Origin of the sequence: Dyadobacter chenwenxiniae (assembly GCF_022869785.1) — a bacterium.
GTDB lineage: Bacteria > Bacteroidota > Bacteroidia > Cytophagales > Spirosomataceae > Dyadobacter > Dyadobacter chenwenxiniae.
Genome location: NZ_CP094997.1, coordinates 1,345,510 through 1,367,777, shown reverse-complemented (window position 1 = coordinate 1,367,777; position 22,268 = coordinate 1,345,510). Strand labels below are relative to the sequence as shown.

Here is a 22,268-nt window from a genome sequence, read left to right as displayed (position 1 = left end):
TAAACATTAGTAACCTTGACTGGACGACACGACACAGTTCAGGGGAACTGCCCAATCCCACACGGCTTTTGCAAAGACTGGATAAAATAGCTTAATTCGCCGCCATCATCAACTTTTGGCGCAAAGGATTTTTTAAAATGGAAATTAAGGAACACCTCATAAACAAAATCAGGATCGCGGAAGTGATTTCACCAGATCTTATCATCCACAATATCGAGGATGGGAAAGATCTGATGGGAGATTTATACTATCAGGGTTTCGATAGGATCATCATTTACCAGCATAACCTTACGCCTGCCTTCTTTGACCTGAAAAGTGGTATAGCAGGCGAAATTTTACAGAAGTTTTCCAACTATCGCATTCGTTTAGCAATTATCGGAGACTTTACAATCTATACAAGCAAAAGTCTCAGGGACTTCATTTTTGAAAGTAATAACAGAAAACATGTGAATTTTCTGACTTCTCCGGAAGAGGCAATTGCGCGTTTTTCGCTTGATTAATATCCTTTTAAGGCAAACGCCCACATTCTTTGTGTTGCCCTTTACCAAAACGATGGCTTTCTGGTCGTCCCTCCTGATGTGCGGCAGTCCGCACAATCGGGCGATGCTACCAGTACGGAATCGGACCTGGGCCCCCAGTAAGTCAGCAATAATTTCTGTGTATTAAATGCGCATGGGTCGTCGGGGAATCCGCTGCATTGGACGGGGATGGTGTCCGGCTCGGTGCATCTGGGAAAGATGCCGAGGTTCGGCGAGATGGTGATGCGCCTGGTTTCTTCTGTTGAAGCGCTGAAATAACCGAAAACCAAACTCTTGGGATCAGCAATGTTCTTGATATTTCCCGTGACCTGGGCTGGCTGCGGGTCAAAAAGACTTCCGGTCAGTTGCGTGGATTTTGAAAGTTCGGTCCAGTATTCAAAGGCCGCGCGTGACAGGCCGTATTGTGTTACCAGAATGCTGTATTTTCTGAAAAGCTTGTTCGTTGAAACAGGGACTGTATTGAGCGGAAGGTCCTTAATGATGTCATTGCTGAGCCGGACGGTGCTGCCCAGCAAAATACTGCCGCTTTTTTTGTTTTGCCAGCATTTGGTAATGTTCTCCTTTCTCGAAACAACCTGGCTGTCCACAACTTCCAAAGCCGAAGAATAGGTCGATTCATATTCCCAGGTTTCCTCAAACTTCCAGCGATAAAACTGCGTTTTGTTCTGCTCGTCATGCGCATTGACGTAAAATATCATTGCGTTTTGAACATTATCCAGTTTGTAAGCGAGACTATCAATGGCAGGTGTCCGGCTTACTGTTACAAAATCCGACAGATATTCCTGCCCGTTTGCTGTTTTGATTCTGATCCGGTATTTATCCTGCATATCGTAAGAACCGGGCGGCAGAAAGTAAGTGCCTGCCCCGGACTCAACAAATGTATATGTCCGTCCTTTTTCTGCTTCAACGGCAATGGCTGCCCCGGTTTCGATTAAAGGCTGGTCTGTCTGATTTACATTTTGAGTCCTCCGCAGCTCAATGCGGCTGCTATCGTTGCCGCCCACATTGAAAAATCCATCCACAACCAAATATTGCTCGTCCAGGCTCACTTCCGGTGGCGAAAAAGGGACAATACAGCCTTCGGGAATAAGAAGTAATGCGATTAAATATTTGAGGTTGAAAATCCGCTTTAAGAATAATTTCATGAGCAAATCCAGTTCGTTTTCAAATCAGTCTAACCCTTAAAGGAATACAGAAAAGTAGCCCTTTTTTCCTCGTTGCGTAGCCATGAAGATCAGCCTTTCATTCCCCACCCAGCGCGGCACATAATCCACCGACGGGATCAGGTCCGGCAAAAGTTCAATACGACGCGCCTTACCAGTTGCTACATTGCGCACCCAAAGACTGTAAGACATTGCCGATGAGTCAGTTCTTGTGCTGAGAAAAGCCAGTTGTTTTCCGTCCGGAGAAAATGTCGGATTTGTATCAATCCAGCCAGGTTGTGTTTCAAAATATTTAATCTCACCGCTTCCTTCGGGGGAATAAAGCGAAACCGCAACCCGCCATAGTTTTTGGCCAGCCTCACTACGAATGCGCGACGCGGCAATAGACTGCCCGTCGGGCGACCAGCTGATATCAGTCTGCCGAATGTAATTAGCCTCGCGAACAGGCATAGGTGGCGTGAGGGGAACCGGCGAACCGCCCGATGCAGCGATTTTCCACAAACGAGTCTCAACGTCGGAAACAGTCGTAAAGGCAAGCCACTTTCCATCGGGCGACCAGTCCAGGCCATATATTCCGCCAGCATTTCCAACCGGAATTGTTCTCTTTTGTCCGGATGCGATATTGTAAATGCTTATTTCATTTCCCGTTCCGGAAATATAGGCAAGCTGCTTTCCATCTGTTGAGAATTGGGCTATGCCGCCCAGCCTGTCTGCCAGTTTTGCAGTAACGGGGCGTTCGTTTTCCAATTCAGCCCAATAAAGCCGCGCAGTATATTCGCCTGGCTTTTCCTGGATCAACTCGTTATAGCTGGCCCGCTTTCCATCCGGCGTCACATCTCCCCCGATCACATACTCCGAATCACCAAATCCAGGATAATGTGCCGATTGGGACAGAGAACCATTTGTCGCCATCACTGTATTGGAATTCACGGGTGGTGCGCCTTTGACTTTTGAAACAATGCGCGCCACCAATTGCTCTTTCCGACCGACCAATGGAACGTCAACCGATTTCTGGTCAGCGCTGAGCGTCCGAAAGATTTGGAATTCTCCCAGCTCCTCAGTGGCGATATGCACTTCATACGCTTCGGCTTCCACGTCCGCATCGCCGGGACAGGGCGATGTAATGCAGATAAACCGAATTTCCTCCCAGTTAAGCTTATAAACCCCGTCTTTTACCACGATTTTCAAACGAACCGGCCTCACGCGCACGGATGGATCCACCGCTTCTTCTTTGCAAGCGACCCAGAAAGAGAGTGAAACGAGGAAGAAAAGGAAACGTTTCATAAGCAGACGGTTACATGTTCAGGTTCTTCAAAAGACACTGATCTTTTCCAAAAGGTTGGGACACCAATGATCTCCTTGCATTCGCCGGGAACTTACCTGACTGCCCCAACCAAATAAAATTTTGATGCACTGCATGCAACTTTTCTATGCTTTTCTGTCCCTTTAAGGAAGACATTAGCCATGAACCTATTTATGAAAAAAATTTTACGGATCACATTTATCCTGCTTTTTCCATTTTACACCTATTCTCAAAGTTTTCTGGTCAGCGGAACTGTTAAAAATCAGCAGAACGAGCCGGTTCCGTTTGCGGCTGTTTCAGTTAACAAATCACTCGATTCTTCGTTGGTAAAAGCAGATGTGGCCGATGATGCCGGCACATTTAAAATCTCCGGCATTCATGCAGGGAAGTATTTTCTGCGTATTTCGGCTGTCGGTAGCAAGCCGTTCCAATCCCCGGAATTTGCCGTCACGGCCGCGGATGTCAACTTCCCGGTTTTCAAGTTACTCGCGGAAGCACAGCAGCTGAATGAAGTAAAGGTAACCGCTGCCAAGCCACTCATTGAGGTCAAAAGCGACAGGCTGGTCTTCAACATTGAAGGCAGCATTAACGCAACGGGCTCAAATGCATTGGAATTATTACAAAAATCACCAGGCGTCCAGGTTGATAAAGACGAGAACATTCTGGTAAAAGGAAAAACGGGCGTGCGGATTTATATCGACGGCAGACCCTCGCCAATGAGCGGAAAAGACCTTGCGTCGACGTTGAAGAGTATGAATTCGGCTGATATAGAGGCTATTGAAATTATCACCAATCCATCAGCTAAATATGATGCGGCTGGCGATCTGGGCATCATCAACATTCGCTTAAAGAAAAATGTGAAGTTGGGCACGAATGGAAATCTGAGCCTGGGCGCGATGTTTGGCATAACACCCAAGTACAATGCTTCCCTGAACCTGAATCACCGCGACAAGAAATTCAATGTCTTTGGCTCCTATGGCTTTAACCAGGGCGCCTGGCGCAATACAACCTACGACGACCAGGTCCTGAATAATGTGGCATACAATAAGCTATGGCAAGGAATCTGGCGCGACACCACGCACAGTGCGAAGGTCGGAGCGGATTATTTTATCAATTCAAAAAACACCCTCGGATTCAGTGTCGATGGCCGGATCAGTAACCACAATGGTGGCGGAAAAAGTGAAACATTCATCAGCAAAAGGAATAATCTGCAAACCGACTCGCTGACGCTATTTTCCCAGACCTCTAATCCCGAAAGAAATAAAAACCTGAATGTCAACCTCAATTACCATTATGCAGACACCACCGGTCACGAGCTCAATGTGGATGCGGATTTTGGCCGGTTTGTGTCGCGGGGAATAAGTTATCAGCCCAATAAGTATTTTTTCAGCGCAGACAATAAGGAACCGCTGGAACGAAATTACGTAAGCAAAACGCCCGTCGACATTACGATCCGGTCCTTCAAGGCCGATTATGAACAACGTGTGCAGAAGGGAAAACTGGGCTATGGCTTCAAATTATCGGATGTCAGGTCGGATAATACTTTCGACTTTTTCAATGTGATCAGCAATGTCGAGGTCATTGATACAAACCGCAGTAACCGGTTCAAATACACTGAGCGTGTTTATGCGGCATATCTCAACTACAATGTTCCCCTGGGTAAAAAATGGGATTTACAGGCAGGCGTCCGGGCCGAGCATACCAAATCACTGGGCGACCTGACGAGCTTCAAGCACAATGATCTGGACAAGGTTGATACAACATATCTTAACTTTTTCCCAAGCGGCGCGCTCTCATTTAAAGCTTCTAAAAACCACAACTGGAATTTAAATTACAGCAGGAGGATCAATCGCCCGAGCTACCAAAACCTGAATCCGTTTGAATACCGTATCGATGAATTGGTTTATTCCAAAGGCAATCCGTTTTTAAAACCCGAATATGCAAACAGCTTCAAACTAACCCATGTTTACAAAGCCAAACTGACCACTTCGCTGGGTTACAGAAGAACGCGGTTTCCGGTGGTAGGCCTTCGGATCCCGTACGACAGCAGCCGCACTTATTTCATCACGCAAAATCTGGATCATTCACAAGGTTTCAACCTGGACGTGAGCATTACAACTGCTGTTACCAAATGGTGGGACGTTTATTTCAACATCAGCGGCTATCACAACATCTGGAAGGCTGCGCTGGATAATGGACTGATTATCAACAACAGCACAACGGCATTCAATATGAACGGCCAGAGCACTTTCAAGTTGAAAAACGACTGGACACTGGAACTAACAGGCTGGTACAACTCGCCTTACCGCCGCATTGACTACAACTGGGCAATGGGCATGATGGATGCAGGTGTTCAGAAAAAATTCTGGAAAAGCAATGCGACATTAAAAGTATCATTCAGCGACATTTTCCACACGGCAAGAGGCGGATATGAGTCTGAATATGCTGGCATTAAAACCAATCTTCGTTTCCGGTTTGAGGGGCAGATGCTTAAAGTGAATTTTAATTACCGTTTCGGAAGCAAAGAAATCAATGCTGCCCGCAACCGCCGTACCGGCTCGGAAGAGGAATTGAACCGGATCAAGGGAGGTTAAGGAGCTTGAATAGTTTTTTCATAAAACGGCTTATCCTCTCGTGCAAGGCAATGATCCCATTTAAAAGTATATCGCAGTAAGGGGCAGGCGAACTTTACAGCGTATCCATGAAAAAAGGTGGCCAGGAAATCCCTGCGCCACCTTTTTTAGGTTGTAATACATCCCAACTTATGGGTTCTGCGTCAGTTTCGGATTTCGGTCGATTTCCGCTTGTGGTATAAAGAAAATAATGCGGGCGTCGGTTGGTAAAACCTTCTGTGTAATGTTGGTTGTAGGCGTATTGTTCAATGAATGTGTGCCCGGGTAATTCCTTTCCATAGGCAAGTTATTGCGGAACAAATCATACGAACGGTGTCCTTCAAACGCAAGTTCCAGCCAGCGTTCTTCCATGACCACATCCAGGACGGTTTTCGTTCCCAGGTTTCCAACGGTGTAAAGTTGGTTTCCTGACAGGCCTGCGCGCTGGCGAAGCAGGTTCACATCTTCCAATGCTGCCGCCATCTTGCCCATTTTTGCGTTAGCCTCTGCGCGGATCAGGTGCATTTCTGCAAGGCGCAGATAGACCGGAGAGCTCAGATTGATCACGCCTTCCTGCATGGAGTATTTATTGATGTAGTACATCGGCGTCGAGGGCGACAACTTCAAATTATACTGCAGGACGCCGTTAATTGTGTAAGGAGAAATAAAGTTGCTCCTCAGGTCGGCTGGATTTTTGGTCAGAAAATCAAAATATTTCTTTGAAGCATAAATCTCAGCCCAACCGCTCACACCCTGGCCCTCGGCAGTCCCAGAAGCATTGGCGCTGAAATACATAGAACCGATAGCAGAGAATCCCCGGTCCTGCACTTTGGTGTGACGGATTGCAAAAATCGTTTCCTGGTTACTTGCAGGCGCTGTTTTGAAATAACTGCTGAATTCCCCGCCCTGAACAAGCTTGTAGCGTCCCGATTTGATCACCAGATCGGCATATTTGATTGCATTTTCATTCTCGCCTTTGTACAAATATACACGCGAAAGAAGTGCCTGCGCAACTTCTTTCGAGGCAAAGGAATTGGACTTGTTCTCAGACATTAAATCCGCAGCCTTGATCAGATCCTGGATGACCGAGTCATAAACTTCCTTCACCGAACTGCGGGTAATGCTGTTGATTGCATCGTCGCTCATTCCGTCCATCAGCAGCGGAACGCCTGGATTACTACCACTTTGCTGCGTATAGGGACGCCCGAAAACGCGCACGAGGTTGAAATGCATCATGGCTCTCAGGTAAAGATTTTCCCCTTTGAGCTGGCGCAAAATCACAGACGACTCGTCGGGGACATAGGCAATGATTTTATTCGCCGCCGCAATCACCTTGTAAGCCTGCCCCCAGAAGTTGGTGGCATGCCCCGAGGTGTTGATATGCGTGTAACGATATGCGCGCGTGAGGTCATCACCGGACGATTGTCCCTGCGCAATTTCGTCACTGGGATATTCCATGAGGAAATGCACGCTGCGCACATAAGCAGCGTTCAGTAACACTGCATAAGTCCCAATGGTGGCTGTTTCCACGTCACCGGCATTGGTGAGCGCCGATTCCTCATCAATGGATGTTGTGGGTTCGTAGTATTTTTCACACGATGCCGTACCGAAAAGCAGCACACCCATGAACAGTAATTTATGTATTGAATATTTTCTCATGATATTAGAATGAAAAGTTGATCCCGATAAGATATTTTTTGCTGATTGGATATCTTAAGCTGGATAATCCCGAGCTTAAATCAACCTGTGTTAAGGTTACTTCCGGATCCGGGCCGGAGAACTTGGTCCCAGTCCAGAGGTTATCACCACTGATGAATACGGAAACTCTCGAAAAACCGCTTCTTCCCAAGACATTATCGGGAAGCGAATAGCCCACACGCACGTTTCTCAGACGGATGTAACTGCCGTCTTCCAGGTAACGCGAAGAAGATTGATTGGAATCCTTGTTACCACCAACGATTGGTTTCGGATGTGTAACAACGTCGCCCGGCTTTTCCCAGCGGCTCCATCCCTTGGCAAGCACCATTTGGTTATAACTTTCGTACAGCCCGTCGTTATCGAAATAAACGCGGCTCTCGTTATACACCCAGTTTCCGGACACAAAGTTGAAGAAAGCGGATACGGTGAAATTTTTGTAGTACAATGTATTCGAAATCCCACCGGTGAACTTCGGAGCGGCTGTTTTTCCTGCAAACTGACGTGAATCCGCCGTTTGCGCCTGATTGTAAGTGCTCGTAAGCTCTTTGGTAATATTGCCGTTTGCATCCTTAACGACTTTTTCCCATTGCGGATCACCATTTTCGGGGTTTACACCTGCCCAGATCGGCAAATTATATTCGTCCATATTGTGCCCCACCGCGATTGGCTGGCGCGCGCCTGAGTTGAATACCGTCGAACCATCGCTCAGTTCCAGCACTTTGTTGCGGTTGAAGGCCATATTCAGGTTTGTTTCCCAACTGAAATCCTTGCCTTTAATGTTGGTCGATGTCAGACTAAACTCAATTCCCTTGTTGCGGATTGATCCTGCATTAACCCAAACGTAGCTGTAACCCGTTGTTGCAGCCAATGGTTTGCGATACAAAAGCTCACTGGCTTCTTTCACATACGCGTCAACAACCAGATCGATGCGGTTGAAAAAGCTCAGATCAAAACCAACGTTCGATGATTTGATTTTTTCCCAGGTCAGGTCCGGATTTCCCTTCTGCGACGGAGCTGCGCCCGGAAGCCCCGAGTAAGATCCGTCAGCAGAAATCGTGTACAAGCCCAATGAAGCGAAATTACTCAGCCCGTCGGCATTGCCCACCGTTCCGTTGCTTGCGCGGAGTTTGGCGAATGTCAGGGTTTTGTTGTTTTTCAAAAATGCTTCATTGCTCAAAATCCAGGATGCTCCCAATTGATAGAAGTTGGCCGTGGAATTGTTTCTTCCAAACAGAGAGGAAAATTCATTCACAAAAGAACCTACGAGGAAATACTTGTTGTCAAAGTTATAATCTGCCTGTCCCAGGAATTTGCGGAAACCCACCTGTTCGTTCAACCCCGTCGGATTGGTAAGGATATCCGTTGCCACCGACATGACGTCTCGGCCAGGAGGTAAACCTTTGCCCGCCGCGCTGGTGCTGCTCGAATAAGTGGTTTCGCCTTCGGCAACTCCCAGCAAGGTAAGGCCATGCTTCCCAAAATCCTCCGAATAACGAATGCGGTTCGATGTCAGCAAACGGCTCGAATACGACGTTCCATTATAGAGCTCACCGCTATTGGCGCCCCCTTGTTTGGTGCGTTTGTCGTTATAACTTGCGCTCAGACCATTTGTAAAATTGACCCGGTTATATGACGATAATGTAATTTTATCAGTCAGTTCGTAATCCAGGTTTACGTCGGTCGTTACACCCAGGCTCTGCGCTTTGTCATAATTGTACTGTACGGAATGCAGGAAGTTCTCGCGGTCCCGCCCCAGCCAGGTCGGGTATGTCCTGGCATCTATCGGCTGGCCCTCAGCATCATAAGCCGGGTCAAACGGGAGGTTGTTATAGGCATCGTACAAAGTATTGCTATTTGCATAATTGTCCTTATTGAATGTGCCGTTAAATAATACTTTCGCCGCGAGTTTCCGGGTCAGCTGCGATTGCAGGTTGGCGCGGAAGTTATAGCCGGTTTTATCATTTTCGATCTGTGTTCCCTGCTCCCTGTAATAATTGGCGGAAATGTAGAAAGTGGTTTTCTCACTTCCACCAGAGGCCGAAACAGTGTGGTTATTCACAAATCCTGTTCGGAAAGCTTCTTCCCACCAATTTGTATTGTTCTGGAGAACGGATGCTTCACGCGGATAAAATGTGCTCTGGAAATCATACAACTGCTGCGAATTCATTAAATGAAAATTCCCCGTCGTAGCCTGGGCAATTCCCATGGTATTGGCAAAACTGATTTCAGTCTTTCCGGCTTTTCCCATCTTGGTATTGACAATGATAACACCATTTGCTGCGCGCGATCCGTATAAACCGGTTGCAGCCACATCTTTCAATACAGTAATGTTTTCAACATCCACCGGGTTATAACTGCCGCCAATGTTGCCATCCACGACGATCAGCGGCGAAGTGCCGGCCGAAATTGTTCCCGCACCGCGGATTAATATACGTCCGGGGCTGGTAGGATCGCCCGATGCGCTCGAAACCACCACACCCGGCGCCTTTCCCTGAAGCAAATTGGGAAGCTCATTGGATGTAACGTCTCTCAGTTTTTCGTTGCTGATCGTGGAGACGGAACTCGACAGGTATTTCACCTTCTTGGCTGAATAACCAACGACTACGACCTGTTCCAACTGATTGGACGACGAGGTTAAGGCAATGTCAAAAACGGTCTTCTGGCCTAATTCGGCTTCCACAGGCGCGTAACCGATGTAGCTGAATACCAGCGTGGCATTGCTGGCCAGGTTGTCGGGAATGGCCAGTGAAAAGGCCCCGTTCATGTCGGTGGATGCACCGATGGCATTGTTACCTTTAATGGTAACAGTTACGCCTACGAGCGGTTCGCCACTTTCATCCTTTACTTTACCGGTAACAGTCCGGTCCAGGCGGAGCACATCAGCGGTGGCGTGATGGGCAAACGGGAGCGCAATGCTCTGGGGAGATTGAATGAGGGACATCCCTAGCATCATCGCGAGCGGATAGCGCAACGATCGTTGTTTTGGGGACCACATGGTTGGTTTGGGCTTAGGTTTTTTCATTGCAGTAAATTTTTGTTTACGCAACAAAGTAACCGTTTTTTACTTCACATTAATATGGTTGATTTAAAAATAATGCAATTTTTAGTCTGTGTAAATTGGAAAATGCCATACATTTTTTAGGTCTATGCCCTTATTTCTTCTTTTTTCGAACATTCTTGCGTTCTCGACCACGCAAAAAATGTGCACGAGAACGCAAATATTTGGTCACAAAAATTTCGAAAAAAAGGAAGCACGCATTTGTCGAACCCGGCATTCCGCCCAACTTGGATTAACCATATTGCTACACTTTTGTCAATTCAAAATAGAATGTGCTCCCCATGCCGATCTCGCTGGAAACACCGATAATGCCACCCTGTGCTTCGATGAATTCCTTGCTAATCGCGAGCCCCAATCCGGTGCCGGTTTTTGAGCTGCCGGGAATTTGAAAATATCTGTCAAAGATCCTGTTCCGATAGCGACTGTCGATGCCCTTACCATCGTCACGTACGGAAAACCTGATGCCGTTATCACCGTGCCTGAGTTCGAGCAGCAGCCGGCCTGCTTGCGGGGAGTAGCGGATGCCATTGGTCAGGAAGTTGATGAGCACCCAGGCGGTCTTCTCCATATCCGCCCTGACATCCGGTAAATTTTCATCCGTTTCTAACACCAGATCTATTTCCTTTTGCTCCAGGGGAATCTTCACCGCGTCCAGCGCATAACGCACGATGGCATAAGGACTGCTCGGCTGAATGCTAAGCTGAATATTGCCGGTTTCCACTTGCGACATGTTCAAAAGCTCACCGGTAATTTTCAGAAGCCGGTTACTATCATCCTTAATGCTTTCCATCAACTGCTTTTGGTCATCATTAAGCACGCCCGTTCGCTGGTTTTCTAGGATCTGCAAACTCATTTTGATAGAAGAAATGGGTGTTTTCAGCTCGTGGGAAACTGTGGCTATGAAGTTGGTTTTGGCAAAATCCAGTTCTTTAAAAGGTGTAATGTTTTTCAAAATAATCACTTGCCCGATAAACTTTTTCTGCCGCTCGCCGGTCGGGATGATCGTAATGTCGACGATTTCCTTTTCGAAATAACTTTCTTTGTTGTCTGCATAAATTTTAAGGGAAGGCGCCGTAGTTTGCGTTGCAAGCCCATTGGTTTCCTGCTTTTCCTGGATCAGCACACGGATCAGATCGTTTTGAACGGCCAGATCTACAGCTGATCTTCCCAGCATTTCGCTCACCGGCATTCCCGTGATCTTCACGGCCTCAGCATTGGCAAAAAGAACATGCTTGTTTTCGTCCAGACCAATGACCGGCTCATGCATGTTGTTGATCAATGCTTCGGTCCTTTTTTTCTCAATCAGGATCTGGGAAAGGTTGCTATTGTCATACTCTTCCAGTTTTTCGGCCATGATATTGAATGAATCGGCCAACTGACCGAACTCATCTTTTCCGGGAAAATGAAGGCGCTTTGAATAGTTTTTCGCTGCAATTTCTTTTATGCTTTCTGTGAGCTCCCGGATAGGATTGGCAATGTTGGACGGCAGATTGACCAGCAGCGTCAGGGCAATTAAAAAACACAATGTGGCTGTAAAGACAATGCCGACAATAGCAGAGCGGACAGAGCCCACAGCGATATCGCTCTTCTTTTGAATGGCCTGCATGTTGATTTTAGCCAATGCTGCCAAATCTCTTCGGACAACAACCGGCAATGTGTCGCTCCGCGGACTGGCCTTCAAAAGATCATAATGATCCTGAACTTTCTGCGTGGCCTCAGCTTCCCCTATTTCCGTCACATTGCGTTGCTGCTTTTTGAGATTCTGGTCAAATGCTTTCCAGGCACCTGGATTGGTCTTCACCTCGTCCAGCGCAAGCAGCATATGCTGCACATAATCAAGAGTTTGATAGTTGTCCGCCAAAATGTTTTCCGTATCATCTTTGAGGGTGTATACATGCTTTGCGGCGATCAGGCCCAAGGTCAGGATCAGACAAAAGAGGGTTCCTAACCCAAGTCTCAGTTTGCTTTTTATTTTCATCTTCGGCTCAAATGTTGCTCAACTTCACGCTCAGGATAAGATTACCAGGTCAATGTCGGAAGACGAAAGCTTTTTCAAAAGATTATTAAAAAGATTTGTGGCCAAAATGACCTTCAAAAGGGTGATATGCGGCTTACCCACACAAATCGTCGTGATTTCCCGCTGCTCCGCCACTTTAATGATCGCCTCCGAAACATTAGCGCTCTGCACGCGGATGATCTCGCCACCCATTTCAGTTGCCAGTTTGAAATTATTGATCAGATGCCTTTGCTTGTCTAAAGCGATCTTGTCCTGGCTTTCACCGGGCGTTTGTACATACAGGACAAACCATTTGCTACTGTAGTAACTCGCCAGCCGCGCCGTTTTGCGGATCACATGCCGCGCCGTGCTTTCATTGCTGCTGATGCACGCCAGAAACTTCTCACGCCGCGGAGCCACCATTTTCGGTATTTCCGATTCCACTTTCCGCTCCACTTGGCTGGCCACTTCTTTTAATGCCAGCTCCCGGAGTTGCAGGATATGGTCGGCCTTGAAGAAGTTGTTGAGCGCGGTCTGTATTTTTTCGGGTTTGTAAATTTTCCCTTCCTTTAACCGCGTAATCAATTCGTCGGCCGTAAGGTCAATATTCACCACCTCGTCCGCCGCGCCCAACACGCTGTCCGGGATTCGCTCCCGCACCTCCACGCCGGTAATGCCTTTCACTTCCTCATTCAGGCTTTCGATATGCTGAATGTTCACAGCACTGATCACATTGATCCCCGCATCCAGGATTTCCAGCACATCCTGCCAGCGCTTGTCGTTTTTGCTGCCCTCAATGTTGGTATGCGCCAGCTCATCCACAATCACCACTTCCGGACGCAGGCTTATAACTGCCTGGACGTCCAGCTCATCGAGCTCCTTTCCTTTATAAAAAAGCTTCCGCCGCGGAATAACCGGGAGTCCATCCAGTAAATCGTGCGTTTCCTTTCGGTTATGGGTTTCTATATAACCAATTTTAACGTCAATACCGTTTCGAAGAAGCGCGTGCGCTTCCTGCAACATACGGAAAGTTTTGCCCACGCCTGCGCTCATGCCGATGTAGACTTTGAACTTTCCGCGCCTTGACCTTTTGATCAGGTCAAGAAAATGTTGTGCATTAGGGCTGGTTTCAGACATATCTTAATGGTATCGATTGATTAATTGACATGAGGAACCCTTGTTAAATCAGAAGGAGACAGATAAAGAGCTGGTCAGAAACAGATTATTCTTCCCGAATGTCTGTTCAGGTGCGTCGGCACTTGTTCTTTCCGGAGAGATCCTGTCTTTACTGCTCAGATTCCTCACTTCTACGCGCCAGAGCACGCCGGGAAATATGGCATAATCCACATTAAGCGACAGCCCGAAAGTCTCAAATCCATGCGCCGTCCCCGTTGTGACAATAACGCCATTTTGATCCCGAAAATATTCCCCGCGCGCGGCTATGTTAACCTTCGCGGATAGAGCATAACGGGCGATGAAAACCGGCACAAACCAGTTGTTATAACCCTTGCTGCCTTTGGCTTTTTGTTCAATGCCGTAGTCAAAACCAGCGGTCACGCCGAATCGCTCGCTGACCTGAATAATGCCGTAAAAATTATGATAATAGCGCATTAACCGCAAACTGTCGGGTTTGTCGTTTCCTATAAATGTGCTGTAATTCACTGTTACTGTCGCTGCCGGCTTGTAAGTGATCTGGGTGCCGAAGGCCGGCGTGGTGTTGCCGTCAACCCTTTGTATGCGCTGCCAGCCGTTGAGATACATGGCCGATAAATAGAGCTTTTCATCTTTCGTTGTGAAACCTAGTTTTACACCGGATTCGAAATAAGGCGTATTTTCCGCGACCAGGCTTCTGGTCATTGCCCAATTGTCTCTCCCGATTGCACTTTCAAACCCAATGTGAGATGGCATGATGCCGGCATCAATCCATAAATTACTGTTCTTCGAAATCCTGACACCAACATTGGCCTCGAAAACGTTTTTCAGGACACCCGGTTCAGCGGCGTAATTCGCATTCATATAAGTGCCCGTTGCCAGCGCCAGATTTCCACGCACCCGCTCTGTGGAATAATTTGCCTTTATGTAACCCAGGTTCAGGTTCACCTCCCCCACCCGGTTGAAGTTGTACATAAAGCCGGGCGTTGTGTTGTTCACCGGCCTTTTGAAATCGTAATTGTAGTAGGCTTCCGCGTAACCGCTGATGGTCAGTGACTTTATGGTTTGGGTGGAATCCTGGGCCATAGCCGGTCTCATTGTCACTAAACCCAACGCAGCCAATAATAATTTTTTCATTGAAATAAACACTGTAAACTGATCGTAGCGGCGCTTTTGAAAACCCCGACCTCCGCGTCGCTGCTTGTAAAGGCCGGGGTGGGTATTTTTATAATTTTCCCAATGCCAGGTTCAGGCTCAGCACATTCACCTTCCCGGGACCGAACATGCCCAGCAATGGCTTTTCTGTATGCGATTCTACGATCTGTCTGATCTTATCCTCATTCACGGTACGCAGGGCGGCAATCCTTTTGACCTGAATTAAGGCTGCTTTGCGGGAAATATCAGGATCGAGGCCACTGCCGCTGGCAGTTACCAGCTCCACGGGGATATCTTTTCTGTCAATTCCCGGGTTATGGACCAGAAATGTGTCGATCCGCGCCTTCACCACTGCCAGATATTCCTTATTGGAAGGTGCTTTGTTACTGCCGCCGCTGCCCGCTGCATTATAGCTCACTGCGGAAGGCCGGCTGTTGAAGAACCTGTCTTCTGTAAATGCCTGCCCGATATTCACGTAATAGCGTTTGCCATCCGCACTAATCACTTCACCCTGACCTTTGTTTGGAGCAAGCTGCGCAATGGCCCAGACGATTGTGGGATAGACTACACCGAAAAAAAGGAGTGTTACAATCGTTAATTTAATGGCCGGAAATAGGTTCGTTTTCATTGTTTGAGGCTTTGTTACAGCTTATTTTAATTTTTTATTTGAATATCTAAAATCCATATACTCACCACGAGGTCGATCGCCTTGATGCCCACGAAAGGGATGAGCACGCCGCCGAGTCCGTAGACAAAGAGGTTTCTTCTGAGCAGCGCGCTTGCGCCAATGGGCTTATAAGCCACACCTTTCAGTGCGAGCGGGATGAGAAATGGAATAATGACGGCGTTGAAAATTACGGCAGACAGGATCGCACTTTCCGGGCTGTTCAAACCCATAATGTTCAAACCTTTGAGTGCCGGGATGCCTGCAATGAACAGAGCGGGGATAATGGCAAAATATTTGGCCACATCATTGGCAATAGAAAAAGTGGTGAGCGTGCCGCGGGTCATTAAAAGCTGCTTGCCAATTTCGACGATCTCGATCAGCTTGGTCGGATCATTATCCAGGTCCACCATGTTGCCAGCTTCTTTTGCCGCCTGCGTGCCGCTGTTCATGGCCACGCCTACATCCGCCTGGGCCAGCGCCGGGGCGTCGTTGGTGCCGTCGCCCATCATTGCTACGAGCTTACCGGCTTCCTGTTCCTTTTTGATGTAGTTCATTTTATCTTCGGGCCGGGCTTCGGCGATGAAGTCATCCACCCCTGCTTTTTCTGCTATGAATTTGGCGGTTAAAGGATTGTCGCCCGTTACCATTACCGTTTTGACGCCCATTTTGCGAAGCCTTTCAAAACGCTCGCTAATGCCCGGCTTGATAATGTCCTGCAATTCTATCACACCCAGCACTTTTTCATTTTCCGAAACTACCAGCGGTGTGCCGCCATTGCTTGAAATGGATTCAACTTGTTCCTGGATCTCTCCCGGGAAAAGGTTGCCTGCACCGGTGACCAGATTTTTAATAGAATCAAATGCACCTTTACGGATACGAATAGCTCCGAAATCAATCCCCGAACTGCGGGTCTCTGCGGTAAATTTGATAAACTTCGGATCCGCGATCTGATAGGTCGAAGGCGTCGCATTGGCCAGTTCCAGAATGGATTTCCCCTCCGGCGTCTCATCGGCGATCGAGCTTAGCACCGCACTTTTTATGAAATGGTTTTCGCTAATGCCATTGGCCGTATGGAATCGGGTTGCTTTTCTGTTCCCGATTGTAATCGTCCCGGTTTTGTCGAGCAGAAGCACATCAATGTCTCCCGCTGTTTCCACCGCCTTACCCGATTTGGTAATCACATTCGCGCGCAGCGCCCGGTCCATGCCTGCAATGCCAATCGCAGAAAGCAGCCCGCCGATTGTTGTCGGGATCAGGCAGACGAATAGGGAAATGAATGCGGAAATGGTAATAGGCGTATTGGCGAAATCCGCAAAGGGCTTGAGTGTAACGCACACGATGACGAAAACCAGGGTAAATCCGGCCAAAAGGATCGTTAATGCAATTTCGTTGGGCGTTTTCTGACGGCTGGCACCTTCCACGAGCGCAATCATTTTATCCAGAAAACTTTCTCCCGGAGCAGTCGTAACCATTACTTTGATCTTGTCTGACAAGACCCTGGTTCCGCCTGTCACACTGCTTTTATCGCCACCCGCTTCCCGTATCACGGGTGCCGATTCGCCGGTTATGGCGCTCTCGTCGATCGTCGCCAGACCTTCGATGATCTCGCCGTCGGTGGGAATGTTATCGCCTGCCTCGCAGATGAAAATATCCCCTTTTTTCATCTGTGCAGACATGATACTTTGCGTTGTTACGGCAAATCCCGGCCCATTTTCGATGATCAGCTTTGCGGGGGTTTCCTCGCGGGTTTTCCGCAAGCTGTCGGCCTGGGCTTTTCCCCTTGCCTCGGCGATGGCTTCGGCGAAATTGGCAAAAAGCAACGTAAGCAGGAGTGTCAGAAAAATCACGACATTGTAAGTGAAGCTGCCTTGCGTGGTGTTCCCGGACAAGATCCAGATACAGACCGCAAACATAATGAACGTGCCTATCTCGACGGTAAACATAACCGGGTTTCGGAACAGGACTTTGGGGTTGAGTTTGATGAAAGATTGCTTTAAAGCTTCATTCACCAGCTCCCTCTGGAACAAGGATGCATTTTGAGTTTTCATAAACAGATGGATGTTAGCGCATGTCGGCATAGCGCTCGTTTTATTTTTTTGGAAAATTTGCCTGAGAAGGCACATTACAGGCTGAAATATTCGGCTATCGGCCCAAGCGTCAGCGCCGGGAAAAATGACAAGGCGGTGATGATCATGATAACTGCCAGCACCATCATTCCGAATGTGCCGGAATCGGTGCGCAATGTGCCTGCGCTTTCGGGAATGAACTTTTTGTTAGCCAAAAGTCCTGCTATGGCAACCGGTCCTATGATCGGGATGAAGCGGGAAAGGATCAGCACGAAGCCTGTTGTAATGTTCCACCATGGATTATTGTCGCCAAGGCCTTCAAATCCGCTGCCATTATTGGCGGCCGAGGAAGTGTATTCATAAAGCATTTCGCTGAATCCATGAAAACCGGGATTATTCAGGTTGGCCAAAGTAATGGCTGGAAAAGCTGCCGCAAGCGCCGTGCCTGCCAAGATCAACAACGGATGCAACAGCGCAACGATCATGGCGATCTTCATTTCACGGCCTTCAATTTTTTTACCCAAAAACTCAGGTGTGCGCCCTACCATTAATCCGCTGATAAAAACGGCCAGAATGATAAAGATGAAAAAATTCAGTATCCCCACCCCGCATCCGCCATAAAAAGCATTCGTCATCATGGCCAGCAGCTGCATCATACCAGATAGCGGCATGGTGCTGTCGTGCATGGAATTGACAGAACCTGTGGATATAACGGTGGTAGCTATACTCCAGAACCCCGAAGCCGCGCTTCCAAACCTGGTTTCCTTGCCTTCCATTGCACCTGAACCCATGTCAATGCCCATTTGAGCGATGGCCGGATTTCCGCGCACCTCCCAGATAACGGTTGGAATGCAAAGTGTCAGAAAACCAACAGTCATCACGCCAAAAATCATCCAGGCCATTTTTTTTCTTTTCAAAAAAAATCCCAGTGCGAAGATCATAGCAAGCGGGACAATCATTTGAGTAAACATCTCAATCATATTGGTGAGGTAATTCGGATTTTCGAGCGGATGCGCAGAGTTTGCCCCATAAAACCCGCCGCCATTAGTTCCCAGATGTTTGATCGCAACAAATGCAGCCACAGGGCCCGTCGAAACGCCCACCGTATCGCCCTGCATGGTGATCATCCTGTCCTTACCCTCCAAAGTCATAGGCGTGCCGTTGAATGCCAGAATGCTGGCAACGACCACCGAAGCGGGCAATAAAATGCGGGTGCAGGAGATCAGCATGAGGTGATAGAAGTTCCCCAGCTTTCCGGTTGTTTTTTCTTTTAATGCAATAAACAGAACAACCGCCGCCGCCATGCCCGTTCCGGCGCTTACAAAATGGAGGAACATTAAAAATAGCTGCGACAAATAACTCACGCCACTCTCTCCCGAATAATGCTGAAGGTTACAGTTAACCACGAAAGAAATGGTTGTATTGAATGCGAGGTCAGCCGTTTGGCCCGGATTCCCGTCCGGGTTGAGCGGCAGCCAGCCTTGGTTCATCAGGACAAACATGCCGAGCAGAAACCACACAAAATTAATCGTCAGTAATGCCACTAAATGCTGTTTCCAGTCCATTTCGGCCTTTTCGTCAATTCCGCTGATACGGAAAAATATTCTTTCGATCGGATTGAAAACCGGGTCCAGCAGCGTTTTTTCACCTGCGTAGACTTTTGCAATGTATCTGCCAAATGGGACCGCCATCAGGACCACAACTGCATACATGGCTATAACGCCTAGAATTTCTGTATTCATTTTTGAAAATTGTTATCAGGCACCTGATCATTTGCAGCTGCCAGGATCCGTGGATTAGAACTTTTCGGGTTTGATCAATACGTAGCACATATAGAAAAACACGCCGATTGAGACGATGAATAATGCTGCCATGATCAGATCTTTTCGAAAAAATGAACGGTTTGATAAAAGAGCGCAAAGCACAAGCAGCCGGCGGCGATCAAGAGGATTGTTAACATGAGATTTGATTTAAAATGAATGCTTTTCAATTTAGAATTGGTTTGTTGCTCGATACAGATTAAACATTGTTCCAAAAGAACTGCATACGTATTAAGCTCTTGGTTATCAATCTTTTATTGAGAAATCCTGATTTGTGCCAGCATAATTAAGCCTATCAAAATGATAAGGAATTCCATTTTGATAGGCCGCTGATACAGGAATGTCCGTGTAATCGTGAAATGTTCGTTTTTGAACATAATTTACATTCAATTTGCAGTTAACTACTTTATTATTAACGTCTTAACAGAGAGGGCATAGATTTTTTGACTGGCGAGCAACAGGAACTTTTGCTTAACCTTTTTCCATCTAAACCATGATCGGAAGCTACTTTAAAACTTCGGGACGCAGCTTGATGCGCAATAAGCTGTTCTCTTCCATCAACATTGTAGGCCTGGCCATCAGTATGTCGGTTGGGTTACTGCTCATCGCGTTTGTGCTCGACCTGCGTTCCTACGATAAGTTTCACAGGAATGGCGACAGGATCTATCGTATCACCAATGTCGCAAGTTTCAAGGGCGAGCAAGGCGGCGGAAAGTACGCGTCGACATCAATAAAAACCGGCAACCTTATCCGTGAAAAAGTGACAGGCGTGGAGGAGGTCGCTATTATACGCAACGATTTTTTACAGGATGCCCGGGTGGGCGACCATGTGCTTCCTGTCAAGGGTTTCTGGGCCGAGCCATCGTTTTTTAAAATATTTACCTATCCCATGCTGGAAGGCAATCCCGAAACGGCGCTAAAAGATCCCTACTCGATCGTTCTGACGGAAACGGCGGCGAAAAAGCTGTTCGGCAACAACGCTGCGCTGGGTAAGTCAATCAAATTCGATACGCTTGATTACCAGGTTACCGGCATCATAAAGGACGTTCCGTTTTTTTCGCATATCAGTTTCGAAGCATTGGTGTCGCTCTCAACGGCCCGCCAGCTGAATAAAAATGATAAAAATTTTGAGGAATGGTCCAATATGTTTGCCAACTCCGTGTACATCATGTTGCCGCAAAATGCCGGTAATGCGTCTGACCGGGCATCTATCCAATCGCAGCTTAACGCCATTGCAAAGGAGCAAAATCTGGCTGAGGAAAAAACGAAGATCCAATTGGAGCTTCTTCCATTGCATGATATCGTTGTTGGCGAAAATCTCCGTTCCGGCTCCATGAGCGGCGATTCAGGGCCTCATATGCCTCCTGTTGTGCTGTGGATCCTTGGCGGCCTCGCGCTTGTAGTCATTTTATCTGCCTGTTTCAACTACACCAATCTTTCCGTAGCGCGCGCCATGCGGCGGTTTAAAGAGGTAGGGCTTCGCAAGGCAATCGGCGCACAAAAAAATCAGATCAGGCAGCAGTTTCTCGCCGAAGCGATCATAATCTCCCTGTCCGCGCTGCTGCTTTCATTTGTTATTTTCCTTTTACTGCGGCCGCAGTTGATCAATATGGCGCCAGAAATGCAACGCACCGTAAAGCTCGACCTTACTCCCGCAATAGTTGTTTCGTTCATTGTTTTTTCGGTGATGGTCGGTGTCATTGCCGGACTTATGCCGGCCGTATTCTTTTCGAAAGTGAGCGCGATCCACGCACTCAGGAATGTGTCTTCAGTAAGATCATTCAAACCGGTCACATTTCGCCGCGCGCTGGTTGTCATTCAATATACCGTTACGCTGATTTTCATCACAACAACAGCAGTAGGCTACGTCCAGTACAAGAACATTCTGGCATTTGACCTCGGATTCAATACTGAAAATATTCTGAACATTCAAATGCAGGGCAACAAACCGGATGCTATGATAAAGGAGCTGAGCGAGATGCCGGAGGTGACTGCGGTGTCCCGGTCGCTGATCATTACGAGCGTCGGAAATGCGTGGGGAGGTTATATGAAATACAAAAATTCCCGCGATTCGGCACTCGTTATGACCAATAATGTGGACGAAAACTACATGCCGCTGCACGGATACAAACTCATTGCGGGAGGAAATTTCATCGGACGGCCGACCACCGGCGAAGCTGCCCGCGAACTGATCGTTAATCAGCAATTTTTAAAGCGATTCAACATTGGAAACGGCGACCCTGCGCAAGCCATTGGTCAGGAGGTTACATTCAGCAACTTCAAATTCAACGGACACAGGATGACCATTGTAGGTGTCATGAAAGATTTTCATTATGGCAAAGTGGAAAACCTCATCGAGCCGGTCGCATTCATGTTCTGGACCCCGGAGAACGGCGCGGTGGTGAATGCTAAAATACAAAGTAAAGATATGGTGGGGACGATGGCCAAAATCGAATCCACCTGGAAAAGGATCGATCGTGTGCATCCGTTAGAAGCTGAATTCTACGAAGAATCAATAGAAGAAGCATACAGCGAATTTTCTACGATGATCAAAATCATTGGCTTCCTCTCATTTCTTGCTATTTCCATTGCATCCATGGGCTTGTTCGGAATGGTGGTATTCACAACCGAAACAAGGCTGAAAGAGATCGGTATCCGGAAAGTGATGGGTGCGGGTTCCGGCAACCTGGTCTATTTGCTGAGTCGTGGTTTTTTGGTGCTGTTGTCCATATCGGCATGCATTGCGCTGCCCATCACCTACTTTTTCTTTGAAAGCTTTGTTCTGACCAATTTCCCTTACCATACACCCGTAAAAATCTTCGAGCTTTTCGCCGGCTTAACGGCTGTGTTAGTAATCGCATTCATCATGATCGGTTCACAGACCATGAAGGCAGCAAGGACCAACCCTGTGGAGGTTCTCAAAAGTGAGTAAGGAGATGGCCATTGAGCTATATGCAAATGTTACTATTTTAAACCGCCAAAAGGCCTGTTCGTCAACTTGCCTGCGCAAGCGAGAACAGACCTTTCAGGCGGCTGTTT

Annotated in this window: 14 protein-coding genes; 3 read left to right on the top strand and 11 right to left on the bottom strand. The window is 47.6% G+C overall.

Going from position 1 to position 22,268, the window contains the following annotated elements; translation table 11 throughout:
- Positions 1-137 precede the first annotated feature (137 nt).
- Entirely contained in the window at positions 138-500 is a 363-nt protein-coding gene (locus tag MUK70_RS05555; protein ID WP_234658264.1) for a DUF4180 domain-containing protein, read from the top strand.
- Positions 501-541: 41 nt separating this feature from the next.
- On the opposite strand, the gene MUK70_RS05550 is transcribed toward MUK70_RS05555, so the two are convergent.
- Together MUK70_RS05550 and MUK70_RS05545 are read right to left on the bottom strand one after the other, a co-directional pair.
- The gene (locus tag MUK70_RS05550) at positions 542-1,684 is read right to left on the bottom strand and encodes a DUF4249 domain-containing protein (RefSeq protein ID WP_234658266.1); all 1,143 of its coding nucleotides are present in this window, start codon (positions 1,682-1,684) and stop codon (positions 542-544) included.
- A gap of 36 nt (positions 1,685-1,720) precedes the next feature.
- Positions 1,721-2,986, bottom strand: coding sequence for a TolB family protein (locus MUK70_RS05545; protein ID WP_234658267.1), 1,266 nt, complete (start codon positions 2,984-2,986; stop codon positions 1,721-1,723).
- Between the two features lie 192 nt (positions 2,987-3,178).
- Here MUK70_RS05545 and MUK70_RS05540 point away from each other — a divergent pair, with 192 nt between their 5' ends.
- Positions 3,179-5,599, top strand: coding sequence for a TonB-dependent receptor domain-containing protein (locus MUK70_RS05540; protein WP_234658268.1), 2,421 nt, complete (start codon positions 3,179-3,181; stop codon positions 5,597-5,599).
- A 168-nt stretch (positions 5,600-5,767) separates the two neighbouring features.
- Here the strand turns inward: MUK70_RS05540 and MUK70_RS05535 are convergent, their stop codons facing one another.
- The 9 genes from MUK70_RS05535 to MUK70_RS31095 form a co-directional block, all read right to left on the bottom strand.
- The gene (locus MUK70_RS05535; protein ID WP_234658269.1) at positions 5,768-7,276 is read right to left on the bottom strand and encodes a RagB/SusD family nutrient uptake outer membrane protein; all 1,509 of its coding nucleotides are present in this window, start codon (positions 7,274-7,276) and stop codon (positions 5,768-5,770) included.
- A 4-nt stretch (positions 7,277-7,280) separates the two neighbouring features.
- Positions 7,281-10,337 carry a SusC/RagA family TonB-linked outer membrane protein gene (locus tag MUK70_RS05530; protein ID WP_234658270.1) on the bottom strand — a complete coding sequence of 1,019 codons (3,057 nt, stop codon included), beginning with the start codon at positions 10,335-10,337 and terminating at the stop codon, positions 7,281-7,283.
- Positions 10,338-10,617: 280 nt separating this feature from the next.
- Positions 10,618-12,351 carry a sensor histidine kinase gene (locus MUK70_RS05525; protein ID WP_234658271.1) on the bottom strand — a complete coding sequence of 578 codons (1,734 nt, stop codon included), beginning with the start codon at positions 12,349-12,351 and terminating at the stop codon, positions 10,618-10,620.
- 30 nt (positions 12,352-12,381) lie between these two features.
- Positions 12,382-13,506, bottom strand: a complete 1,125-nt coding sequence (locus tag MUK70_RS05520) for a sensor protein KdpD (RefSeq protein WP_234658272.1) — start codon at positions 13,504-13,506, stop codon at positions 12,382-12,384.
- Between the two features lie 48 nt (positions 13,507-13,554).
- Entirely contained in the window at positions 13,555-14,658 is a 1,104-nt protein-coding gene (locus MUK70_RS05515) for a porin (protein WP_234658273.1), read from the bottom strand.
- Positions 14,659-14,746: 88 nt separating this feature from the next.
- On the bottom strand, positions 14,747-15,304 hold the full coding sequence (locus tag MUK70_RS05510; protein WP_234658274.1) for a K(+)-transporting ATPase subunit C: 558 nt from the start codon (positions 15,302-15,304) through the stop codon (positions 14,747-14,749).
- A 26-nt stretch (positions 15,305-15,330) separates the two neighbouring features.
- Positions 15,331-17,391: a potassium-transporting ATPase subunit KdpB gene (gene kdpB, locus MUK70_RS05505; protein WP_234658275.1), complete on the bottom strand. Its 2,061-nt coding sequence runs from the start codon at positions 17,389-17,391 to the stop codon at positions 15,331-15,333.
- A 74-nt stretch (positions 17,392-17,465) separates the two neighbouring features.
- A complete protein-coding gene (kdpA, locus tag MUK70_RS05500) occupies positions 17,466-19,151 on the bottom strand; it encodes a potassium-transporting ATPase subunit KdpA (protein WP_234658276.1) in 1,686 nt (561 codons plus the stop codon).
- A 54-nt stretch (positions 19,152-19,205) separates the two neighbouring features.
- On the bottom strand, positions 19,206-19,283 hold the full coding sequence (locus MUK70_RS31095; protein WP_167274753.1) for a potassium-transporting ATPase subunit F: 78 nt from the start codon (positions 19,281-19,283) through the stop codon (positions 19,206-19,208).
- 439 nt (positions 19,284-19,722) lie between these two features.
- Between MUK70_RS31095 and MUK70_RS05495 the strand changes: the two genes are divergently transcribed.
- The gene (locus tag MUK70_RS05495) at positions 19,723-22,161 is read left to right on the top strand and encodes an ABC transporter permease (protein ID WP_234658277.1); all 2,439 of its coding nucleotides are present in this window, start codon (positions 19,723-19,725) and stop codon (positions 22,159-22,161) included.
- Positions 22,162-22,268: the final 107 nt, after the last annotated feature.